Genomic DNA, 20,286 nt, shown 5'->3' with positions numbered 1-20,286 from the left:
GAGAACTCCTTCTACTGAACGGAAACTTGGGGCTGCCAACGGCGGTACGCGCCGAGATCGATGTCCCCGGCAACGGGTGTCAGCACGGCCGCGGCGGAGGCGGCGACGGCGGACTTGAGCACGATGGTCCAGTCCGGCTCGGCCGATTCCGCGACCGCGGCGGCGACCACCGCCGTACACGCGTCGCCCGCGCCGGTCGGGTTGCCGCGAACGGTCTCCACCGGCAGCGCGCGCCAGACACCTTTCTTGCTGGCGGCAACCATCCCGCGCGGTCCGTCGGTGATCACCGCGGCGGTCGCGCCCAGCGCGACCAGCTCGGCCGCGCCGTCCTCGACCTCGGCGTCGCCGACCGCGGCGCGCAGCTCGGACGCGTTCGCCCGGACCACCGCGCCGGCACGGGCGGCGGCAGTCAGCGCGTCACCGCCGGTGTCGATCACCGAAAGTACGTCGTGATGCCGGGCGTGCACCGCGAGTTCGGCGTACGCGTCGGCCGGCAGGCCCGGCGGCAGACTGCCCGAGCAGGACAGCACCCCGAGCCGGCCCCACGGCATCCGGTCCAGGAACGCGCGCCACTCGTCGCCGCTCACGGTCGGCCCGGCTTCGTTGAAGATCGTCGCGTCGCCGTCCGATCCGTTGATAATGGCAACGGTTCGCCGGGTCTCACCGGCGATCGGAGTCAGCAGCGCGGTCAGCCCGGCATCGAACAGTTCCTCGGCGACCAGCTCACCGGTGACGCCACCGACGAAGCCGAGGACGAGCACCTGATGCCCGAGCGTCGCCGCCACCCGCGCGACGTTCACGCCCTTCCCACCGGCGCGCTGCCGGGTTCGGTCGACGCGATGACTGCCGCCGACCACCAGCTCGTCCACCTCGTAGGTGACGTCCAGCGCGAGGTTCAGGGTGACCGTGCCGATCATCGATCCAGCCACGACCCGGCCCGCATCACCTTCTGGACGGTGTACTCCTCGTCCAGCAGCAGGAGGTCCGCCCGCTTACCGGTCTCGATCGAACCGACGTCGTACCAGCCGAAGGTCTGCGCCGGAGTGGTCGAGGCCATCCGCGACGCGTCCACCAGCGAAACCCCGGACTTCACCGCGTTCCGGTACGCGACGTCCATCGTCAGCGTGCTGCCCGCGATCGAATGTGTGCCGTGGGCAAGCGTCACCAGGCCCTCGTTGACGTCGACCTCGAGACCGCCGAGCTTGTACCGGCCGTCCGGCATCCCGGTCGCTTCCATCGCGTCGGTGATCAGCGCGATCCGGTGTACGCCGGCCGCGGCCAGCGCGACCCGGACCACCTGCGGGTCCAGGTGCATGCCGTCGTTGATCACCTCGAGCAGCAACCGCTCGTCGTTCAGCGCGGCGCCGACCGGGCCGGGGTCGCGGTGATGGAACGGCCGCATGCCGTTGAACAGGTGGGTCGCGACGGTCGCACCGGCATCCGCGCCGGCCACCATCTGCTCGTACGTCGCGTCGGTGTGCCCGAGCGCGGCGACCACACCGGCGTCGACGACCTGGCGGATCGCTTCCAGTCCGTTCTCCAGCTCGGGCGCGATCGTCACCATCTTCACCGCGTCGCTGAGTACGGTCGCGATGTCCTCGGTGAGTGGCGGCCGGAGCAGCGACGGCTCGTGCGCGCCGCATCGCGCCTCGGACAGGAACGGTCCCTCGAGGTGCACGCCCGCGATGTCCCCGTCGGCGACCAGCTCCTCCAGACAGGCGGTCTGCGCGACCAGTACGTCGAGTGGCGACGTCACCAGGCTGGCGAGCGTGGTGGTCGTACCGTGCCCACGATGGAAGGCCACGACCTTGCGGGCCTCCTCCGGGTCAGTGGTCGAGAACGACGACCCGCCGCCTCCGTGCGTGTGGATGTCGACGAACCCCGGCACCACCGTCACGTCACCGAGGTCCTCGGGCCGCTTGCCGTCTGCCGGCATCCCCTCGGACCGGCGCCCGAAGGCGTGGATGTCCTCTCCGACCACCTGAATCCAGGCATGCTCCAGGACATCGTCCGGCGTAACCACCCGGCCGACCCGATAGGTCGTCATACGTTCTTTTCCTCCTCGTCGGCGCGATCCCAGGCCATCCGCGCGGCGCCGAGACAGCCGGCCTCGTCGCCGAGGACGGCGGCCACGATCTCCGGCTCGCGCTGGAACGTGATCCGCGCGTGGACTCCTTCGCGCAGTGGCTGCAACAGTGTCTCCCCGGCGCCGATCAGCCCGCCGCCGATCGCGATCCGGGTCGGCGCGACCAGGGTCGTGTACAGGACCAGCGCGTCGATCAGCGCGGTCAGCGCGACCTGCCACACCGCCGCGGCGTCCTCGTCACCGGCCGCCAGCAGCTCCATCACCTCACGCGCGCCGTCGACGGTCCGCCCGGTACGCGCCGTGTACCGCCGGGCCAGCGCGGCGGCCGAGGCGACCGTCTCCAGGCAGCCCCACTGGCCGCAGGCACACAGCTCGGCGGCGTCACCGTAGATGAACTTCGAGTGCCCGAGCTCCCCCGCGTACCCGTCGCCGCTGACCAGCGAACCGTCGACCACCATCGCGGCCGCGATCCCGGTACCGAGCGGGAGGAACATCGAGTTGGTCGTCCCGGCGAGCGCGCCGTGCCGCAGCTCGGCGTACCCACCGGCGCGGACGTCATGGGCGAGCACGATCGGTAGGTCGTCGCTGCCCGCGGCCCGGACCGCCGCCTGCAGTTCGGCGAGGACCGGCGTCCCGACCCATTCCAGGTTCTCGGCGCCGACGGTGCCGTGCTCGGCGTCGATGACACCCGGCACCACGACGCCGATCGCGCGGACGCGATGGCCTTCCGCGGTCGCCTTCTGCCCGAGCTCGACCACGGTCGAGAGCAACGCGTCCAGTACGGCCCGGCCACCGGCTGCCCGCGGCGTCGGCCGGGTCTCCCGGTGCAGCACGGCACCGTCGGCGGCGACCAGGGCACACTTCATCCGGGTTCCACCGAGGTCGACGGCAACCACGACTTCACAGGGGTCCACAGAGCGCCATTATGCAGCGTTACCTGACAGTCCGAACATCCATGAGCAAAACCCGGACAAAACTCACCCACCCCGACGACCGGCGGGGTGGGTGTGAATCAGCCGCGCAGGCCCTGGTTGAAGGCCGCTACCAGGAAGGCGATCAGGTTCTCGGCGAGCTTGCCCTGGTCGTCGGCGCCCGCCCCTTCAGCGCCCGGAGCCGGCGACAGCGCCTGGGACTGGTGCAGGGCCAGCAGGCCCAGCATGTTCACGTACCCGAACGCGACCGCTTCCGGGGACGCCTGCGGCAGCGCCTGCTGCAGCGCGGCCCGGTAGCGGCTCTCGACCGGTTCGGACTCGGCCGCGTACAGCTCACGGATCCGCCGGCTCGGGTCGAACGCGATCCGGCCGATGAAGCGCGCGACCACCGCGCCGCGCTCGCCGCGGCGCAGCACCAGCTCCAGGCCGGGCTCGATGAACGCCCGGATGAGATCTTCGGGCGTCGGTGACCCGGCCGCCTCCAGCTGGTCCAGCCGGCGCCTTCGTTCGGTGTTGACCGGCGCCATCGCCCGGCCGACCGCGGCCCGCAACAGGGCTTCCTTCGACCCGAAGTGATAGTTGACCGCCGCGATGTTCGCGGCCGCGGCGACCGTGATGGCGCGCAGCGACGTCCCCTCGTAGCCCCCTTCGCCGAACCGCTGCTCGGCGACGTTGAGCAGTCTTTCCCGGGTCGTTTCGACCGGTGTTTCCACAGAGTTCTCCTTCCCCCCGGCTACCACTCGCTCAGGCACCCCACCTGCTCACGCGCAGTAGCTTGCAGTCAGCATAGTTCAAACGGACGTTTGAACTGGAGGGCTCAGTCGGTTTGTCTCCGAGAAATCCTCAGATTTCCCTGAATCCCTTTTCTTCCCACCGACCACACCCCTCACACCTGCGTACGCCCTGTGTGCAAACGGTTGTTCTCCGTGCATGGCCTAAGGTCGTGGACCATGAGTTTTGTGCGGGTCGAGCGGCGGTTTCAGGGTCCGGAGCGGTCAGGGAACGGTGGGTACGTGGCCGGCTTGGTCGGGACCGCGCTGGCGGCGCGACTCGATGATTCGCACGTACCCAAAGTCACACTGCGAATGCCTCCGCCGTTGCAGCAGGAGCTTGAGTTGGCGGCGACGGCCGAGGGTGCACGGCTCACGCACGGTGACGTACTGGTCGCGGAAGGCGCACCGTTTGACAGCGATTTCCTCGCCGACGCGACCATCGATCCGGTCGCGCCGGAGGAAGCACGAGCGGCCGAAGCGGCGTACCGCGGGCTGCACAATCATCCGTTCCCGACCTGCTTCGTCTGCGGTCCCGCGAACCAGGGTGGTCTGCGGTTGCAGCCCGGCCCGATCGGCGCGGGGCGCACGGCCTGCACCTGGCGGCCGGCGGCCGACCTCGGCACCGACGGGCTGGTCGACGAGTTGTTCCTTTGGGCCGCGCTCGACTGCCCCGGCGGCTGGACGATCGACCTCGACGGACGTCCGTCAGTACTCGGCCAGCTGACCGCTTGCATCGACGCGCGGCCGCAGGTCGGTGAGGAATGCATCGCGCTCGGCCGCTACCTGGGCGAGGACGGCCGCAAGACCTACACCGCCAGCACGCTGTACGACGCCGACGGCCGCGTCCTCGCCCGCGCGAAGCACACCTGGATCACTGTCGACCCAGCCGCCTTCAACTAGCAGGTCCGGGCCGCGCAGCCTGCCTGCCTAGCGGACCCGAGCCGCGCGCAGCCTGCCCGTCTAGCGGATCCTGGCCGCGCAGCCTGCCCCGTTTAGCGGACTCGGGCCGCGTGCGCCCGGGCCTTGGCGCGGTTGCCGCAGGTCGCCATCGAGCACCACCGGCGGCGGCCCCGCGGATTCAGGAACAGCCAGCCGCAGGACGGGCAGGTCCGGACGTACTCGCGGGATGCTCCGGTGAGCAGCTCACCCGCGAGCACCGCCAGGTGATGCAACGGGAGCACCACATCTTCCGGCAGCTCCCAGGTGATCTTGTTGTCCGACCGCACCAGCCGCAGCCGGCCGGACGCCTTTTCGACCAGCCGCGCGACCGGCTCGAACGCATTGCCGGCCGCACCGGTCAGTACGTCGTACAGGTCGCTCCTGAAGTCCAGCGTGGTCCGCAGCGACCGCGCGGCCTCAACCGGATCGGCCTGCTCGATCAACCGGTCCGTCAGAGCGGACGATTGCAGGCCGACGTACGCGTTCCAGATCAGGAAGGCCTCGTACGACGTCAGCCACTCGGTCCGGGCGGAGGCACGGCTGGTCCACTCGGACCGGGTGTTGACGAAGTCGAGCACCGGGTGCGCGCCGACCGGCTTGGGCAGGACGACACCCCGCACCAGCTCGAGATGGGACGGCAGCGCGTTCATGGTCCTATCTTGCCGGTGGCGTGCTCGGTTCCTGGTTCGGCTGCCCGGACTGCGTGGTCGTCGGCACCGGGATGCTGACGTTCCCGTTCTGCGGGATGACCATGAACTGGATCTTGCCCGACTCGATCGCGGTCTTCAGCAGGTAGCCCTGCGCGCCGAGCATCGCGACCTGCTGCTTCACCGACTGCAGCTCGACGTTGACCTGCTGGTTCTTCTGCTCCTGCGTCGCCTTCGCCAGCTCGGCGCGCTGCTTGGCTTCGAGACCGTCGATGATGCCCTTGTCCAGCGGCATCGGCTTCTGCACGGTGAACGACAGCTCGCCGCAGTCGTTGTTGCCGTTGTAGCCGGGCCCGCAGAAGTAGTCACCGCCGACCGCGGCCGGCAGCAGCCGGGTGAACTCCTTCGCCGCGGCGGACTGGAACTGCGACTTCTTCGCCTCGTTGTTGTACAGCTCGGCCCAGCCGTAGTTCGTGGCGACCGCGGCCAGCGCCCGGTCGATCTGGGGCCGGAAGTAGCTCTGCAGCATGGTGTTCCAGCCGCGCTCCTCGTACGCCTCGGTCTTCAGGCCGATCCGCTCGTGGAAGGACTTGATCACGTCCTTGTCCCGGTTCAGCGTGAAGTACACCTGCACCCGGACGCCGAGCCGGACGTTGTCCTTGCTGACCACGGTCACCTCGTCACCGGAGTCGGTGTCGGCGCCGTCACCCCCGATGATGTACGAGCGCTGGTCGATCGGGTACGTGTACACCGTGTCGCCGGGCCCGATCAGCGAGTTCGTCGAACCGGGCGGGATGATCGACTTGAACTTCTTGTCCTCGATGATGCCGCCGCCGTAGTGCAGGCCGATCCGGTTCGTATCGGTGTTCGCGAAGTTGAAGATGTTGAACAGGATGATCAGCGCGATCACCCCGACGACCACCCCGCCGATCACCTTCGCCTTCACGCTGCCCTTGGGCTTGATCGCCGCAGCAGCGTTCCCCAGCTTTGCCATCAGTCGTCGAGCTCCTTGTCACGTTCCACCAGTCGCCGCACATCGGCGAGGGTCAGGTCGGCGGTGACCGCTACGTCGCGCGGCACCGACGGGTGCGAGCTGAGCGTACGCAGGCCCTGCTCGGCGGCCGCGACCGCCCGTTCGAGCGATCTGACCTCCCGCGTCAGCGCCCGGTGTTCGGCGTTGACCTCGGCCAGTGCCTGCTCCGCGCTTGCGGCCCGGCGGTACGACGCCCACCCGAACCAGGCGGTTCCGATCAACAGCACGACGGCCGGCAAACCGAGTCTGATCATGGGCCCGATTGTCGTTCATCTCAGGGCGAAAACCGGTTGAAGGGTGGACCGGGCGGCAGTAGGTTCGCAGTACACGCGAAGGGAGGTGGTCCAAGGCATGAAGTCTTATCGGACTCGTGAGGTGGCGGCGGGCTGACCGCCAACCACTAGTTGTGGGCAAGTGTGCGGCCAATTCAACGCCGCCACCGGGCCCGCGGGCAGTCAGGTAGTCCGCCTGACCCTGAGCGTGACCACCCGGTCATGTCTTTGGAAGCGCCCGCGGGCTTCTTTCTTTTGCGGCACAGAGCTATTCCGGCATCGGGCAATCCAGGCCGAGGGCTTCGCCGATCTCGAAGAGCTGGGCCTCGAAGTACGCGGTGGCGTCCGGGAGCACCCAGTGCAACTGGCCGAAGACTTCCATGCAGATCAGGCCGTAGAGCCTGTTCCAGTAGTTCAGCGACAGGTAGATCGCGCCGGCCGGCATCCCGTGGAAGTGCTCCGACTCCGCCGTCAGCTGCTCGACCAGCACCGGCCCGAGCACGTCGTCGGCCGGGTACGGGAACGGCTTCTGGTGCCAGACCATCGCCACCAGCTCCTTGAACAACCCACCGAACCGCATCGCCGCCCGGTGCCCCGGCGTCTCCTCGTGACAGTCGTCCTCCGGGTCGAACACGGCCGTCCCGAACAGCAGCCCGAACTCGGCCGGATGGGCGAGCGCCCAGTCCCGGAGCCCGTTCGCGAGCAGGTACAGCCGGGTACCGAGGTCCACCTCCCCGTCGGCGTTCTGCAGGTCCGTCAGCGTATTGGTCAGCTCGTCGTACAGGTCCGCGACCAGGGCGCTGATCAGCGCCTCGTGGCTCGGGAAGTACCGGTACAGGGCCGGCGGGGTGAGGCCGAGCTCGCGGGCCACCGCGCGCAGGCCGACCGCGGCCGTCCCGCCGCTGACCAGCAGCCGCCGGGCCGCCGCCTTGATCTCGGCCACTGTCGCCGCCCGGCGCCGGTCCCGTCCGGTCGTCGGTGATTTCACTGCGCAAACACTCCTTGACATCACTGTAGGGCCCGGCCGTAGAGTGAACACCGTTAACAGTTAACACTGTTCACTCTCATCTCCTGCCGTTCAATCTACGCTGTCCTGGAGCGTTCGTGTTCGAGAAGCTCGGCCATTTCGCCTACCGCCGGCGCCGTCTGGTGCTCGCCCTGACCGGAGTCTTCGTCGCCCTCGGGCTGGTCTGGGGCACCGGCGTGTTCGGCTCGCTCGCGAACGGTGGTTTCGACGCGCCGGACACCGAGTCCGCGAACGCGATCAAGACCATCGAGCAGAACGTCGGCCGGACCGGCACCGACGTGATCGTGCTCTACCGCAGCCAGTCCGGGACGGTCGCCGATCCGGAATTCCGGCGGTCCGTCGAGCATCATCTGTCCGGGCTGCCGAAGTCCGACGTCGTCGGCACCATGACGTACTGGAGCAGCAAGTCCCCCGCGTTCGTTTCGACGGACGGGCACAGTACGTACGCCGTACTCACGCTGGCCGGCGCGACCCAGGAAGACCGGCTCGCGACCTTCCAGCGGATCGCGGCGGACGTACGCGCCACGCCGCCCGGCCTGGAGAGCAAGGTCGGCGGCGAGGTCGCGGTGTTCGACGAGGTGAACTCGCAGACCGAGCACGACATCGTCCGGGCCGAGGCGATCTCGACGCCGATCGTGCTGGTGCTGCTGGTGATCGTGTTCGGCGGCCTGGTCGCCGCGTCGCTGCCGCTGTTCGTCGGCGGGCTCGCGATCCTCGGCGCGTTCCTGCTGCTGCGCGGGCTGGCCGCGATCACCGACGTGTCGATCTTCTCGATCAACATCGTCACCATGATCGGGCTCGGGCTGGCGATCGACTACGCGCTGTTCATCGTCACCCGGTTCCGCGAAGAGCTTGCGCACGGCAACGATGTCGAGACGGCGCTGACCCGGACGATGGCGACCGCCGGGCGGACGGTCGCGTTCTCCGGGATCACCGTCGGCGTGGCGATCAGCAGCCAGGTGCTGTTCCCGGTGATGTTCCTGAAGTCGATGGCGTACGGCGGCGCGGCCGCGGTGGCGATCGCGATGCTCGCCGCGCTGACCGCGCTTCCGGCCCTGCTCGCTGTCCTTGGGCATCGGGTGAACAGCCTGCAGGTCTTCAAGCCACGCAAGGCGGCGTCCGAACATGGCACGTGGTACCGGTTGGCGCACAGTGTGATGCGGCGACCGGTGCGGTACGTGCTGGTGCTCGTGCCAGTGTTGCTGGTGCTCGGCATCCCGTTCCTGAGCGCTCAGTTGGGTGGCGTCGATCACCGCTCGTTGCCACCGGGTGCGACGTCCCGGACCGTGACCGAGACACTGCAGCGCGACTTCCCAGGTGCGGGTGGATCGGACATCTACTCCGCGGTGCGGTTCGATTCGCCGCCGACTGATCCGTCCGCCGCACTAGCGCCGTACATAGCGAAGCTGAAGCAGGTGCGGGACGTGGAGGACGTACGGATCGGTGGGTACGCCCACGGGATCGCATCGGTGGTCGTGCACACCAAGTACACCGGTCAGGAGTTGCCGGCGCGGGACGTCGTACATGGCGTCCGAGCAGTGGCTGCACCGGGCGGTACGCACGTACAGGTTGGTGGAGAGACTGCTGCGGTGATCGATCTGCTGCAGGTGCTGAAGCAGCGGACGCCGTACATGGTCGGGTTCGTCGTGCTGGCGACCTTCGTGCTGCTGTTCCTGGCGTTCGGGTCGTTCGTACTACCCGCGAAGGCACTGCTGATGAACGTGCTGTCGCTGTCGGCAGCGTTCGGCGCGATGGTGTGGATCTTCCAGGAAGGACATCTGTCCGGGCTACTGCACTTCACCGCCGCCGGGTTCATCGACTCGACCAATCCGGTGATGCTGTTCGCCGTACTGTTCGGACTGTCGATGGACTACGAGGTGTTCCTGCTCAGCCGCGTCCGGGAGGAGTACGACCGGACCGGCGACAACACCCAGGCCGTAGCACTAGGACTGCAGCGCACCGGCGGGATCATCACCAGTGCGGCGTTGCTGCTGATCATCGTGGTGGCCGCGTTCTCCACGTCCGGGATCGTGTTCGTGAAGATGATCGGCGTCGGGCTGGTGATCGCGATCGCACTGGACGCGACGATCGTCCGGGCGCTACTCGTACCAGCCACCATGCGGTTGCTTGGTCACGCCAATTGGTGGGCTCCACGGCCGCTGGCGCGGTGGTGGAAGAAGCACGGCTTCCGGGAGGAGAGTCAGGGCTGGAGTCGCGACAGCTCCCAGTCGGAACCGGAGCTGGCCCGGCGGTAGGCCAGTCGGTCGTGCAGCCGGCCGGTGCGGCCCTGCCAGAACTCGAACGCTTCCGGGGTGACCAGATAGCCACCCCAGAAGTACGGCGTCGCGATCTCCGTACCCTCCGGCCACTGGCGCTCGTAGGACTCGTACTGCAGGTCCAGCTCTTCGCGGGACTCGACCGGCTGGCTCTGCTGCGATGCCCACGCACCAAGCTGTGACTCACGTGGCCGGCTCGCGAAGTACTCGTCCACCTCGTCGGTCGGCAGCTTGGTGACGGCGCCTTCTACTCGTACCTGACGTTCCATCGCATGCCAGGGGAAGACCAGCGCGCAGTACGGGTTCGCGGTGAGGTCGTCGGCCTTGCGGGACTGCTGATTGGTATAGAAGACGAAGCCACGCTCGTCGACCCGCTTCAGCAGCACCGTGCGCGCGGACGGGCGTCCGTTGCCGTCCGCGGTGGCCAGCACCATCGCGTTGGGCTCTGCCAGTCCGGCCGCCCTTGCTTGTTCCAGCCACACCTGGAACTGCGCGATCGGGTCAGCATCCACCTGACTCTCGAGCAGTTCGCCCAGGCCGTACGTACGCCGCATCTCCGCTAGGTCCACGCAACGAGCCTACTGACGTATCTATCGAGGCGGCTGCTGGCCTGGGTACTGCGGCGGCTGCTGGCCCGGGTACTGCGGCGGCTGCTGCTGGGGGTACTGGTGTTGCGGCCGCTGGTCCTGCGGGGACCGGTGTTGTGGCGGCTGCTGTTGCTGGCCTGGGTAGCCGCCCCACTGCTGCGGCTGCTGCGGGCCTTGCGTGAGCTTTGCCAGCTTGGCGTCCTGCGTCCAGCGCCGGATACCGACCAGCAGCAACGGGATGCCGACCAGGAGCACGGTCCCGTCGAACAGCAGGTACGAGGCGCCGAGCCGCTTCCCGAAGATGTCGAACAGCCGAATCAGGTCCAGGGCGTGCTCGACCGGCAGCAGCACCGCGGCCAGCCCGACCACGGTCATCAGCAGCCCGGCGCCGGTGGTCACGCCCGAACCGATCGCAGGCAGCACCATCAGTACGCCGAGCACGACCGCGATCGCGACCAGCAACGCCAGCCACGGCAGCGTGTGGCCGAAGTCGTTGCGGAAGATCTGGACCCGGATCATCAGCTTGCTGGTCGCGAGGGACGCGCCGGCCATCCCGACGTACGTCATGATGAGGCCGATCACGAGCCCGAGGGCGGGGAGGGGCTTTGTCATGCCGACGACAGTAGACCTCTGACCGGTCAACCAGCCCGCGGTACGGCGTGGTGCGGGCGCTCGGGTGCTCGAACCGGTCACAAAGCTGTCCGGCCGCGAGGGTGGCGAACTATGCTGCCTGAGCGCCGACGGTGCGCGGCTCTCCTGGTGGGCCTCGCGCCGACCAAGAGGACGAGGGAGCGTATGTCAGATCCGACGACCGAGGTGCAGCACGGGCTGGAAGGCGTGATCGCGTTCGACACGCAGATCGCCGAGCCGGACAAGGAAGGTTCGGCGCTCCGCTACCGCGGGGTGGACATCGAGGACCTGGTCGGCCGGGTGCCGTTCGAGAACGTCTGGGGCCTGCTGGTCGACGGCGCGTTCACACCGGGCCTGCCGCCCGCCGAACCGTTCCCGCTGCCCGTACACACCGGCGACGTCCGGGTCGACGTGCAGTCCGCGCTGGCGATGCTCGCACCCGCGTGGGGGCTTCGGCCGCTGTACGACATCGACGACGTGCAGGCCCGCGACGACCTGTCCCGCGCGGCGGTGATGGCGCTGTCCTACGTGGCGCAGGCGGCCCGCGGGACCGGGCAGCCGATGGTGCCGCAGCGTGAGGTGGACAAGGCGAAGACGATCACCGAGCGGTTCATGATCCGCTGGCGTGGCGAGCCGGACCCCAAGCACGTCCAGGCGGTCGACGCGTACTGGACGTCCGCGGCCGAGCACGGGATGAACGCGTCGACGTTCACCGCGCGGGTGATCGCGTCGACCGGCGCGGACGTCGCCGCGGCGCTGTCCGGCGCGGTCGGCGCGATGTCCGGTCCGTTGCACGGCGGGGCTCCGGCCCGGGTCCTGACGATGATCGAGGGCGTGGAGAAGTCGGGTGACGCGCGCTCGTACGTGAAGGGCCTGCTGGACGCCGGCGAACGGCTGATGGGCTTCGGGCACCGGGTGTACCGGGCCGAGGACCCGCGCGCCCGGGTGCTTCGCCGGACCGCACGTGAGCTCGCCGCGCCGCGCTACGAGGTCGCCGAGGCGCTGGAGCAGGCCGCGCTGGCCGAGCTGCGCGAGCGGCGGCCGGACCGGGTGCTGGAGACGAACGTGGAGTTCTGGGCCGCGATCGTGCTCGACTTCGCCGAGGTGCCGCCGCCGATGTTCACCTCCATGTTCACCTGCGCGCGGACGGCGGGGTGGAGCGCGCACGTGCTGGAGCAGAAACGCACCGGGCGGCTGATCCGGCCGTCGGCGATCTACTCCGGCCCGTCCTCCCGGCCCGCCGACTCGGTCGAAGGCTGGAACCCCGACTGGACCTGACGGTCCCGGCCGGCTCAGCGGTCCTGGCTCGCCTCACCGGTCCAGGCCCGGCTCAGCCGTCCTGGCTCGGCTCACCGGTCCTGGCTCGGCTCAGCGGTCCTGGCTGGGTGAGCGGCCTGTTCGTTGCCGGTACTGCCGGCTGAAGTACGGAACATCCGTGTACCCGAGGGCGGCGGCCGTCTCCGTGACGGTCATGCCGCTCTCGGTGAGCAACTGGTGCGCCCGGTCGATCCGCGCCTGAATCAGGTACTGCGCCGGCGACATCCCCAGCCGCGCGACGAACCGGCGGGTGAACTGCGCCCGGCTCAGCAACGCGCGCCGCGCCATCTCGGCCACCGACCACACCCGGCCCGGGTCCTGCCGGAGCAGCCGGGCGATCTCGTCGATCGCCGCATCGCTGCCGCTCCGGCCCGGGTTGTGCACCGCGTCCCACACCAGCGTGATCAGTTGCTGGAGACACAGTTCGGCTTGATGCGTACCGAGCGCGTCCTGCCGTTGGTACGCCGCGTCGCTGGTCCGCGCGAGTACACCGAGCAGCTCGCGGTCCATCACCTCACCACACCGCGGCTCCGGCGCCGCGGTCGGCGTGGCGGTGAAGTGCATGCCGAAGACCAGCAGCCTGCGGTGCGGGTCATGGCTCGCACGTGGCGTGTCCCCCGGCCGGAACACCGCACAGACACCTGGGTGCAGTTCATGCCGGCGGCCCGCGTACTCCAGTACGCCCCGGCCGTCGAGTACGCACCAGAGCAGGTGGTCGGCGAGTGGGCGGGACGTCCACGACCAGCTCGGTTCACAGCGCCAGAACGTCGGCGCGGACCTCAGCCCGACCCGTACCTCGGGCACGTTCTGCTTCAAAAGTTCAAGTCCTCGCGTGGATCGTCCGTCGTCACAGGCATGGCGCTGGCTGGAGAATTGCTGACGTCAGGCACAGTACGGCACGAATGCGGGAGTTGTGCATGAGCGTTTCATCCAACATCGACGATCGCGTTCTCCGGGACGAGTTCGAGCGCACCGGGTACACGCTGGTGCGCGGACTGTTCAGCACCGCCGAGGCCGAACGACTGCGCGACCACTACATGGACGTCCGGCATCGCGGGCCGAAGGGGCAGAACTTCGCCGGCCACGATTCGCCCGACCGCGACCCGCTCAAGCGGTACCCGCGGATGGCGCAGATGCACCGCTGGGACGACACCTCGCTGCAGTGGCTGACTGACGCGCGCATCGACGACGTACTGACCGGACTGCTCGGCAGATCGCCGTACGCGGTGCAGACGATGCTGTACTTCAAGCCGCCGGGCTCCCGCGGGCAGGCGCTGCACCAGGACAACTTCTATCTGAAGGCCGACCCGGGTACGTGCGTCGCGGCCTGGATGGCCCTCGACAAGGTCGACGAGGCGAACGGATGCCTCGAGGTCGTCCCCGGGTCACACCGGTGGCCGATCCTCTGCACCGAGAAGGCCGACACCACGGTCAGCTTCACCGACGTGACCGTACCGCTGCCGTCCGCCACCGACGCCGTACCGGTCGAGATGGAACCGGGCGACGTGCTGTTCTTCCACGGCGCGCTGGTGCACGGGAGCAACCCGAACGTCACCACCGACCGGTTCCGGCGCGCACTGATCGGTCACTACATCGAGGGTGAGGCGGAGCGGGTCGCGCATTACTACCACCCGGCGCTGCGGATGGACGGTGCTGAGCTCACTCTGGAGGTCGCCGAAGGTGGCGGCGCCTGCGGCGAGTGGACAGACACGCCCGAGGGTCCCGTCGCTCTGCTGACCGGGATGCAGACGATCACCCGCAAGCACGAGTAGCTTCCGCCGGGCTCCGGTGAGACCCCGCGGTGGCGGTTGGCAGCGGTGTGCGAGTATGGACTCGCTGACAGCGTCGTCGGCTATCTGAGATGCAGACGACGAAGGGAAGACGCTGGTGACCAGCGACATCAAGATTCCTGCAGAGCTCAAGCCCGCTGACGGCCGCTTCGGCGCCGGCCCCTCGAAGGTCCGTCCGGAGGCCATCGCCGCGCTCGCGTCCGAGGGCGCGAAGCTGCTCGGCACCTCGCACCGCCAGGCCCCGGTGAAGAACCTGGTCAAGCGGGTACAGGACGGTGTGGCCGAGCTCTTCCAGCTGCCGGACGGGTACCAGGTGGTGCTCGGCAACGGTGGTTCGACCGCGTTCTGGGACATCGCGACGTTCGGGCTGATCCGGGAGAAGAGCCAGCACCTGAACTTCGGTGAGTTCTCCTCGAAGTTCGCCAAGGCTTCGCAGCTCGCCCCGCACCTCGGCGACCCGTCGGTGATCAAGTCCGAGCCCGGCACCCGCCCGATCCCGGTCGCCGAAGCCGGCGTCGACCTGTACGCGTGGCCGCACAACGAGACCTCCACCGGCGTGATGGCCCCGGTCCGCCGGGTCGAAGGCGCCGACGAGGGCGCGCTGGTCGCGATCGACGCCACCTCGGGCGCGGCCGGCCTCCCGGTCGACCTGAACGAGGCCGACGTGTACTACTTCGCCCCGCAGAAGGGCTTCGCCTCCGACGGCGGCCTGTGGATCGCGCTGATGAGCCCGGCCGCGCTCGCCCGGGTCGAGGAGATCGCCGCCTCCGGCCGCTGGATCCCGGCCTTCCTGGACCTCGCCACCGCGGTCGACAACTCCAGCAAGAACCAGACGTACAACACGCCCGCGCTCGCCACCCTGTTCCTGATGGCCGAGCAGACCGACTGGATCAACAACCAGGGCGGTCTCGAGCGGAGCGTCGCCCGTACCACCGACTCCAGCAACCGGCTGTACACCTGGGCCGAGAAGTCGGAGTACGCGACCCCGTACGTCACTGACCCCGACGCCCGCTCCCTGGTCGTCGGCACCATCGACCTGGACGACTCGATCGACGCCACCGCGGTCGCCAAGACCCTCCGCGCCAACGGCATCGTCGACACCGAGCCCTACCGCAAACTCGGCCGCAACCAGCTCCGGGTCGCGATGTTCCCCGCAGTGAACCCAGACGACGTCGAAAAACTCACCCAATCCATCGACTACGTAGTCGAAAACCTCAAGTAACCCTCATCCCCCCAAACAGCCGCCACCCCACCCGGGGTCGGCGGCTGTTGTCTTTCCCCCCGCGACCGTGGTCCCCGGCGCGCCCCGACGACAGCACGGTGACCCGGCGCGGAACGGCAGCAGGGGTGGGTGGGGTTGTTATTGGGGCTGGCGGCGGCGGGGGGTGGGTGGGGATTGGCCGGTCAGGCGGTCGTTCTCGGCTTGGCGGTCCTGGCGTTCGCGGCGGCCGGGCGGGAAGGTGAGGACGGTGATGAGGATCGCGAACGCGGCAGCACCGATGATGATCCAGCGCAGGTTGTGGCTCTTGCCGGCGGTCGAACTGCTGGAGTCCGAGGCGGTGGCCGGCTTCGGGGTGGCGCTGGCCGACGGCGGCGTACTGGTGGTGGTATCGGCCGGCTTCGCGGGTGCGGTCAGCTGGTAGAACGCCGCGTTCGTACCGCTGCTGGCGACCACGACGGTTCCGTCGGCCGGACCGACTGCTACCGACTTGCCCGCACCTGTTGACGCGGTGACGCGAGCGACGACCGTGGGTGTGTCACCCCATGCGACCGTGGACACCTCGGTCGCGCTTCGCAGCACGGCCCGCTGACCATCCGGCAGGAACGTCCCGTCGGTGATCCCCCCGGACGGCGCGGCCGCGAACTTGGTCAGCTTGTTCGTACCCTGACGGCTAGGCGACGGCGGCGCCGAGTAGATGGCCCCGGCACCTTGCGAGGACCTGGTGACGAAGTACAGCTGACTCGTACCCGGCTCGATCAGCAAGGTCTCGGCGTCGTGCGCTCCGTCGGGATAGGTGTAGTCGTACCGGTGGTACGGGATCTTGTCCTGGTCCTGCAGCGTCTCCGGCTCGGGGAACGTGTAGACCTCGATCTGGTCCCGGTTGCCCTTGGTGTCGCCGATGTCCGCGAGGTAGATGAAGCCGTTCCGGTCCACGCCGACGGCTTCGACGTCGACGACCTTCGCGCTGATCCGCAGGACCGCCTTCACCTTGCCGGTCTGGTCGACCGCGAACACCCGGCCGGTATCGCCGGAGCGGCTGACGGCCCAGTAGATGCCGTCGTGCTTCACGCTCTTCGCCAGGCCGGTCGTCTCCTTGAGCCGGTCGTCCCGGACCGTGAACAGCTTCGTCGGCGCGGTCGCGGTCGGATCGGCCGCCGGGTTCGCGGTGGCAGTGGTGGGAAGCGCCACCCCCACCAGCACACAAACCGTCGCCCCAACCAACCCAAGAGCAACCCGCAACCGCCTCACAAAACCACCCCTCCCGGCCGAGATACACCGGGTTGAGCCGACGCCCCGACCGGCTCGGATGCGGCAGGGTGGGCCGGTTCCGCGGAGTGGGCCGATTCCGCCGGGTGGGCCGGCTCCGTGAGGTTGGCCGATGCTGCCGGGTGAGTCGGTTCCGCCAGGTCGGCCGGTTCCGTGGGGGTTCCGGCGGGCGTCGGGGTCGGGGGTAGCAGGAGTTGGGCCAGGCGGGGATTGACCTGCCATTCGGCGATCAGGGTCTGGTATTCGGACTGGAGGTCCGGGGTCGGCTTGGCGCCGGTGCGGGCCGCGCGGAGCAGTAGATTGCGCGGCGTGTGCTGACTGTCCACGAACTGCACGACCTCCACCCGGTAACCGACCTGTCGGAGCACCGCTGCCCGCAGGGAGTCCGTCAGGACGTCGGCGAACCGCTCACGAACGATGCCATATCTCGTCATCAGCGCGTAAGGCGCCGGTGGTGTGACGCTCTTGAGCTGCGTTTGGATGTCGTGATGACAACATGGAGCCGCCAGAACGAGTGATGCTTGCCACCCGACCGCCCGGGCGAGCGCGTCGTCGGTCGCGGTGTCGCAGGCGTGCAGAGCCAGCACCACGTCCGGCCGGACGTCCAGCTCGGCCGCCTGGATGGTCGCGTCGACGAACCGCAGGTGGTCCTGCCAGCCGAGCGCCTCGACCACCCGGGTGTTCCGTTTCCGCGCGCCCGGGTTGTGGTCGATCCCGGTCATCCGTACGTCGTGCCCGGCCGCGGTCAGCAGGTGGTACGCGGCGAGGGTGAGGTACGCGTTCCCGCAGCCGAGGTCGACGACCTGCAACGGCCGGCCGGCCGCGATCCGCCCGGCCGCGATCGCCTCGTCGAGAGCCGGCGCGAGGAGCTTGCAGAACTCCTCGATCTGCTTGTACTTCGCCTGCCGCGACGGCTTGACCCGGCCCTGGTGATCGCTGATCCCGAGCTCGATCAGGAACGGCGCCGCCGGGTCGAGCACCCGGCGCTTCACCCGGTCGTGGCGGGTCTCCTGCTCCCGGTCGTCGTCCTGCCGGTGCAGCAGCTCCTTACCTTTCTTGGTGTAGCGGAGCCGCAGCGTCTCGGTGGTCGTCTCCACATGCCACGACCCGTACGCCTGACCGAGCAACTCGTCGACCGCTTGCTCCAGCTCCGCGGCCGCGACGTTGCGGGTATGCGCCTGACGCTCGTCGAACTCGGTGATCTGCAGGTGGCGCACCCCCTTCAGATCGACGTACCGCAGCTCGACCCGCAAGTACGGCGGCCCGTCCACCCCACGCCGCCGGCCCGACGCCAGCCCGCGCACCAAACTCTCGCGCCCCAGCAACGCCCCCCGTACCACCTCAAGCCCACCGGAAGCTTCCCGCGCCTGGGCAGCAGCCGTCCGCGCCCCGGCATCCACCGACCGCGCCAAACCCTCCAACCGCACCTCAGACCGCATCGCGCCATTCTCCCACCGCCCCAAAACCCACCTCCCGTCCGGTGCCGCGCCGTGCTCCCAAGTACCGGCCCGATGACAACCCACTCCCCCGCTTCCCGGGCACGGCTCCTGTCGCGGTCCGACGACAAACACACAGGTAGCACATGTGCTACCTTGAACATATGGACGCACTCGGACTTCGTGAGCTACGACAGCACGCGAGCGATCTCGTCCGCCGCGCCGAAGCCGGCGAGCGCCTGGTGATCACGGTTTCCGGGCGACCGGCAGCCGTTCTAGGTCCGCCGGAGCGAGATCACTGGCGGCGCTACGACGAGATCGCCGACGTCCTGCGCCGTCGCTCCGACGACGACTGGCAGGCCGACCGTGAGCTCATCGATCAAGACCTCGCCGACCCCTGGGCAGCGCAGGAATGAGAGCGCTGCTCGATACCAGCGTTCTGATCGAGGGCCTCGCCGAGAAAGTCGATGCGGAACTCGCGATCAGCACGATCAGCCTTGCCGAGCTGCATTTCGGCGTCCTTGTCGCGAAAACACCGGAAGTCCGCGCCGAGAGACTGCGCCGGCTGGCCGGCATTGAGCGAGCCTTTGACGCGTTGCCAGTGTCCGACGCGGTGGCACGCACCTACGGCACCTTCGCGGCAACTGTCGCGGCAACTGGGGCACAGCCACGCGCCCGTGCCTTCGATCTGGTGATCGCGGCGACCGCAGCCACCCACGAGGCTGCTTTGTACACCCGGAACCCGAAGGACTTCCGCGCACTCGGCGGCCTGGTCGAGATCATCGCCGTCTGACCGCCGGCGACGGGAGCCGGTGTGGTCGGTGGTCGGCGAGTTGCACAGGTGGTCAGGTTAGTTTTTGGTCTTCTTCGAGGAGGCCTAGGGATCTCAGGCGGGCGGCGATTCCGCCTTCCTGGCGGCCTAGGGCTGCTACCAGTTGTTCCTTGGTGGAGCCCTGGTTGAACATCGTGATGAGGGTCTGTTCGTCTTCTGGGCTCCATTGGCTCCAGGCTTTCGGGTGATGTTTTCGGGCGCGCTGGATGCGCCTCTTCGCGGAGCGTTCGTCCAGGAGCTCGAGGGAGAGGATCCGGGACTGGCGCTGGCGGCCGACCTCCTCGCCGTCGCGCCAGAACACCACCGCGCCTTCGTCGAATGTCATCAGATCGGCGGCGACATCGCAGTAGTCGGCCTCCTCGAGCATCACACGCATCATCGCTGTTCTCCGTTTCACTGGGTTGACTCTCGCTGGATCAGGTCCCGCTGGATCAGGTCCCGCTGGACGGGGTCCCGCTGGATCAGGTCCCGCCTGGGATCGGGTTTCGCCCTGCCGGGATTCCGGTCGACAGAGAAGATGCCGCGAACGCGCCCCCGCGGACCGGCCACTTCGCGCCCTGTGGACAACCGACCGCAGAACTTCTTTGCAGAATCTCTTTGCAAAGAGTCTTTGCAGTCCTATGCTCAAGACCATGAGCGACAACGACGAGACCAGTTCCATCAGGCTGGACCGGCATCTGGTCCGGGCCCTGGCGCATCCGATGCGGAACCGGATCGTCGGTCTGCTCCGGATCCACGGCCCGCAGACCGCGACGACGCTGGCCGGCCGGCTCGGCGTCAACACCGGTGCGACCAGCTACCACCTCCGCCAACTGGCCGAGGCTGGTCTGGTCGTCGAGGACGACAGCCGCGGCAACGCCCGTGACCGCTGGTGGCAGGCGGCGCACCAGAGCACCGAGTTCGACTCGTCCGAGCTGCTGGACCAGGAGCCGGAGCTGGCCCTCGGCTTCCTGCACGGCGTCGGGCAGACGTACGCGGAGAACATCTTCAGCTACATCGACGCGATGCAGACGATGCCGGCGGACTGGCGCGACGCCAGTCTGCTCGCCGACTACGCGTTCCAGCTGCGACCCGATCAGCTCGCGGCGATGATGCGCGAGGTCCTGGCGGTGCTGGACAAGTACCGCGCTGCCGACCTCAGGGCCCCGCTGCCCGAGGGCGCCGAGCAGGTAAGCGTCCAGATCCAGGCATTCCCACGCGAGACGCACTAGCGGACCACAG

Annotated in this window: 22 protein-coding genes; 8 read left to right on the top strand and 14 right to left on the bottom strand. The window is 68.7% G+C overall.

What is annotated here, in order from left to right:
• Window positions 1–11: 11 nt before the first annotated feature.
• From HDA44_RS32355 to HDA44_RS32340, 4 genes are all read right to left on the bottom strand, one after another.
• Window positions 12–929 carry a 1-phosphofructokinase family hexose kinase gene (locus HDA44_RS32355; protein ID WP_337906672.1) on the bottom strand — a complete coding sequence of 306 codons (918 nt, stop codon included), beginning with the start codon at window positions 927–929 and terminating at the stop codon, window positions 12–14.
• Window positions 914–2,047 carry an N-acetylglucosamine-6-phosphate deacetylase gene (gene nagA / locus HDA44_RS32350; RefSeq protein ID WP_184840977.1) on the bottom strand — a complete coding sequence of 378 codons (1,134 nt, stop codon included), beginning with the start codon at window positions 2,045–2,047 and terminating at the stop codon, window positions 914–916. The genes HDA44_RS32355 and nagA overlap by 16 nt, the downstream gene beginning before the upstream one ends.
• The gene (locus HDA44_RS32345) at window positions 2,044–2,982 is read right to left on the bottom strand and encodes an ROK family protein (protein WP_184844633.1); all 939 of its coding nucleotides are present in this window, start codon (window positions 2,980–2,982) and stop codon (window positions 2,044–2,046) included. The genes nagA and HDA44_RS32345 overlap by 4 nt, the downstream gene beginning before the upstream one ends.
• A gap of 116 nt (window positions 2,983–3,098) precedes the next feature.
• A complete protein-coding gene (locus HDA44_RS32340) occupies window positions 3,099–3,731 on the bottom strand; it encodes a TetR family transcriptional regulator (protein WP_184840975.1) in 633 nt (210 codons plus the stop codon).
• Window positions 3,732–3,968: 237 nt separating this feature from the next.
• Here HDA44_RS32340 and HDA44_RS32335 point away from each other — a divergent pair, with 237 nt between their 5' ends.
• On the top strand, window positions 3,969–4,691 hold the full coding sequence (locus HDA44_RS32335; RefSeq protein ID WP_184840973.1) for a hypothetical protein: 723 nt from the start codon (window positions 3,969–3,971) through the stop codon (window positions 4,689–4,691).
• A gap of 92 nt (window positions 4,692–4,783) precedes the next feature.
• Here the strand turns inward: HDA44_RS32335 and HDA44_RS32330 are convergent, their stop codons facing one another.
• The 4 genes from HDA44_RS32330 to HDA44_RS32315 all read right to left on the bottom strand — a co-directional run bounded on the left by HDA44_RS32330 (window position 4,784) and on the right by HDA44_RS32315 (window position 7,670).
• On the bottom strand, window positions 4,784–5,380 hold the full coding sequence (locus HDA44_RS32330; RefSeq protein ID WP_184840971.1) for a CGNR zinc finger domain-containing protein: 597 nt from the start codon (window positions 5,378–5,380) through the stop codon (window positions 4,784–4,786).
• Window positions 5,381–5,384: 4 nt separating this feature from the next.
• Window positions 5,385–6,371, bottom strand: a complete 987-nt coding sequence (locus HDA44_RS32325) for an SPFH domain-containing protein (protein ID WP_184840970.1) — start codon at window positions 6,369–6,371, stop codon at window positions 5,385–5,387.
• Complete coding sequence (locus HDA44_RS32320; protein ID WP_202887680.1) at window positions 6,371–6,664, bottom strand: hypothetical protein; 294 nt, start codon at window positions 6,662–6,664, stop codon at window positions 6,371–6,373. The genes HDA44_RS32325 and HDA44_RS32320 overlap by 1 nt, the downstream gene beginning before the upstream one ends.
• A gap of 286 nt (window positions 6,665–6,950) precedes the next feature.
• Window positions 6,951–7,670 (bottom strand): TetR/AcrR family transcriptional regulator, encoded by a 720-nt coding sequence (locus HDA44_RS32315; RefSeq protein WP_337906670.1) that lies wholly within the window; start codon window positions 7,668–7,670, stop codon window positions 6,951–6,953.
• 116 nt (window positions 7,671–7,786) lie between these two features.
• On the opposite strand from HDA44_RS32315, the gene HDA44_RS32310 reads away from it, so the two are divergent.
• Window positions 7,787–9,964 carry an MMPL family transporter gene (locus tag HDA44_RS32310; RefSeq protein WP_184840965.1) on the top strand — a complete coding sequence of 726 codons (2,178 nt, stop codon included), beginning with the start codon at window positions 7,787–7,789 and terminating at the stop codon, window positions 9,962–9,964.
• On the opposite strand, the gene pdxH is transcribed toward HDA44_RS32310, so the two are convergent.
• Together pdxH and HDA44_RS32300 are read right to left on the bottom strand one after the other, a co-directional pair.
• Window positions 9,910–10,554: a pyridoxamine 5'-phosphate oxidase gene (gene pdxH, locus HDA44_RS32305; protein ID WP_319039025.1), complete on the bottom strand. Its 645-nt coding sequence runs from the start codon at window positions 10,552–10,554 to the stop codon at window positions 9,910–9,912. The genes HDA44_RS32310 and pdxH overlap by 55 nt on opposite strands.
• 21 nt (window positions 10,555–10,575) lie before the next feature.
• Window positions 10,576–11,184: a hypothetical protein gene (locus tag HDA44_RS32300; RefSeq protein ID WP_184840963.1), complete on the bottom strand. Its 609-nt coding sequence runs from the start codon at window positions 11,182–11,184 to the stop codon at window positions 10,576–10,578.
• A gap of 183 nt (window positions 11,185–11,367) precedes the next feature.
• Between HDA44_RS32300 and HDA44_RS32295 the strand changes: the two genes are divergently transcribed.
• The gene (locus HDA44_RS32295) at window positions 11,368–12,480 is read left to right on the top strand and encodes a citrate synthase 2 (protein ID WP_184840961.1); all 1,113 of its coding nucleotides are present in this window, start codon (window positions 11,368–11,370) and stop codon (window positions 12,478–12,480) included.
• Window positions 12,481–12,570: 90 nt separating this feature from the next.
• On the opposite strand, the gene HDA44_RS32290 is transcribed toward HDA44_RS32295, so the two are convergent.
• Window positions 12,571–13,335 carry an AraC family transcriptional regulator gene (locus tag HDA44_RS32290; protein WP_184840959.1) on the bottom strand — a complete coding sequence of 255 codons (765 nt, stop codon included), beginning with the start codon at window positions 13,333–13,335 and terminating at the stop codon, window positions 12,571–12,573.
• 101 nt (window positions 13,336–13,436) lie between these two features.
• Here HDA44_RS32290 and HDA44_RS32285 point away from each other — a divergent pair, with 101 nt between their 5' ends.
• Window positions 13,437–14,291, top strand: coding sequence for a phytanoyl-CoA dioxygenase family protein (locus tag HDA44_RS32285; protein WP_184840957.1), 855 nt, complete (start codon window positions 13,437–13,439; stop codon window positions 14,289–14,291).
• A gap of 115 nt (window positions 14,292–14,406) precedes the next feature.
• Complete coding sequence (gene serC / locus HDA44_RS32280; RefSeq protein WP_184840955.1) at window positions 14,407–15,531, top strand: phosphoserine transaminase; 1,125 nt, start codon at window positions 14,407–14,409, stop codon at window positions 15,529–15,531.
• Window positions 15,532–15,669: 138 nt separating this feature from the next.
• Here the strand turns inward: serC and HDA44_RS32275 are convergent, their stop codons facing one another.
• Window positions 15,670–16,719, bottom strand: coding sequence for a hypothetical protein (locus HDA44_RS32275; protein ID WP_337906665.1), 1,050 nt, complete (start codon window positions 16,717–16,719; stop codon window positions 15,670–15,672).
• Between the two features lie 56 nt (window positions 16,720–16,775).
• A complete protein-coding gene (locus HDA44_RS32270) occupies window positions 16,776–18,236 on the bottom strand; it encodes a class I SAM-dependent methyltransferase (RefSeq protein ID WP_184840953.1) in 1,461 nt (486 codons plus the stop codon).
• 161 nt (window positions 18,237–18,397) lie between these two features.
• On the opposite strand from HDA44_RS32270, the gene HDA44_RS32265 reads away from it, so the two are divergent.
• The gene (locus HDA44_RS32265; protein WP_184840950.1) at window positions 18,398–18,649 is read left to right on the top strand and encodes a type II toxin-antitoxin system Phd/YefM family antitoxin; all 252 of its coding nucleotides are present in this window, start codon (window positions 18,398–18,400) and stop codon (window positions 18,647–18,649) included.
• Window positions 18,646–19,026 carry a PIN domain-containing protein gene (locus tag HDA44_RS32260; protein ID WP_184840947.1) on the top strand — a complete coding sequence of 127 codons (381 nt, stop codon included), beginning with the start codon at window positions 18,646–18,648 and terminating at the stop codon, window positions 19,024–19,026. The genes HDA44_RS32265 and HDA44_RS32260 overlap by 4 nt, the downstream gene beginning before the upstream one ends.
• Window positions 19,027–19,078: 52 nt before the next feature.
• Here HDA44_RS32260 and HDA44_RS32255 read toward each other — a convergent pair whose 3' ends face one another.
• Window positions 19,079–19,444, bottom strand: a complete 366-nt coding sequence (locus HDA44_RS32255; protein WP_184840945.1) for a hypothetical protein — start codon at window positions 19,442–19,444, stop codon at window positions 19,079–19,081.
• Window positions 19,445–19,697: 253 nt separating this feature from the next.
• Between HDA44_RS32255 and HDA44_RS32250 the strand changes: the two genes are divergently transcribed.
• The gene (locus HDA44_RS32250; RefSeq protein ID WP_184840943.1) at window positions 19,698–20,276 is read left to right on the top strand and encodes a helix-turn-helix domain-containing protein; all 579 of its coding nucleotides are present in this window, start codon (window positions 19,698–19,700) and stop codon (window positions 20,274–20,276) included.
• Window positions 20,277–20,286: the final 10 nt, after the last annotated feature.

The organism is Kribbella solani, assembly GCF_014205295.1.
Taxonomy (GTDB): Bacteria; Actinomycetota; Actinomycetes; order Propionibacteriales; family Kribbellaceae; genus Kribbella; species Kribbella solani.
This window is presented reverse-complemented; position numbering and strand designations above follow the sequence as displayed.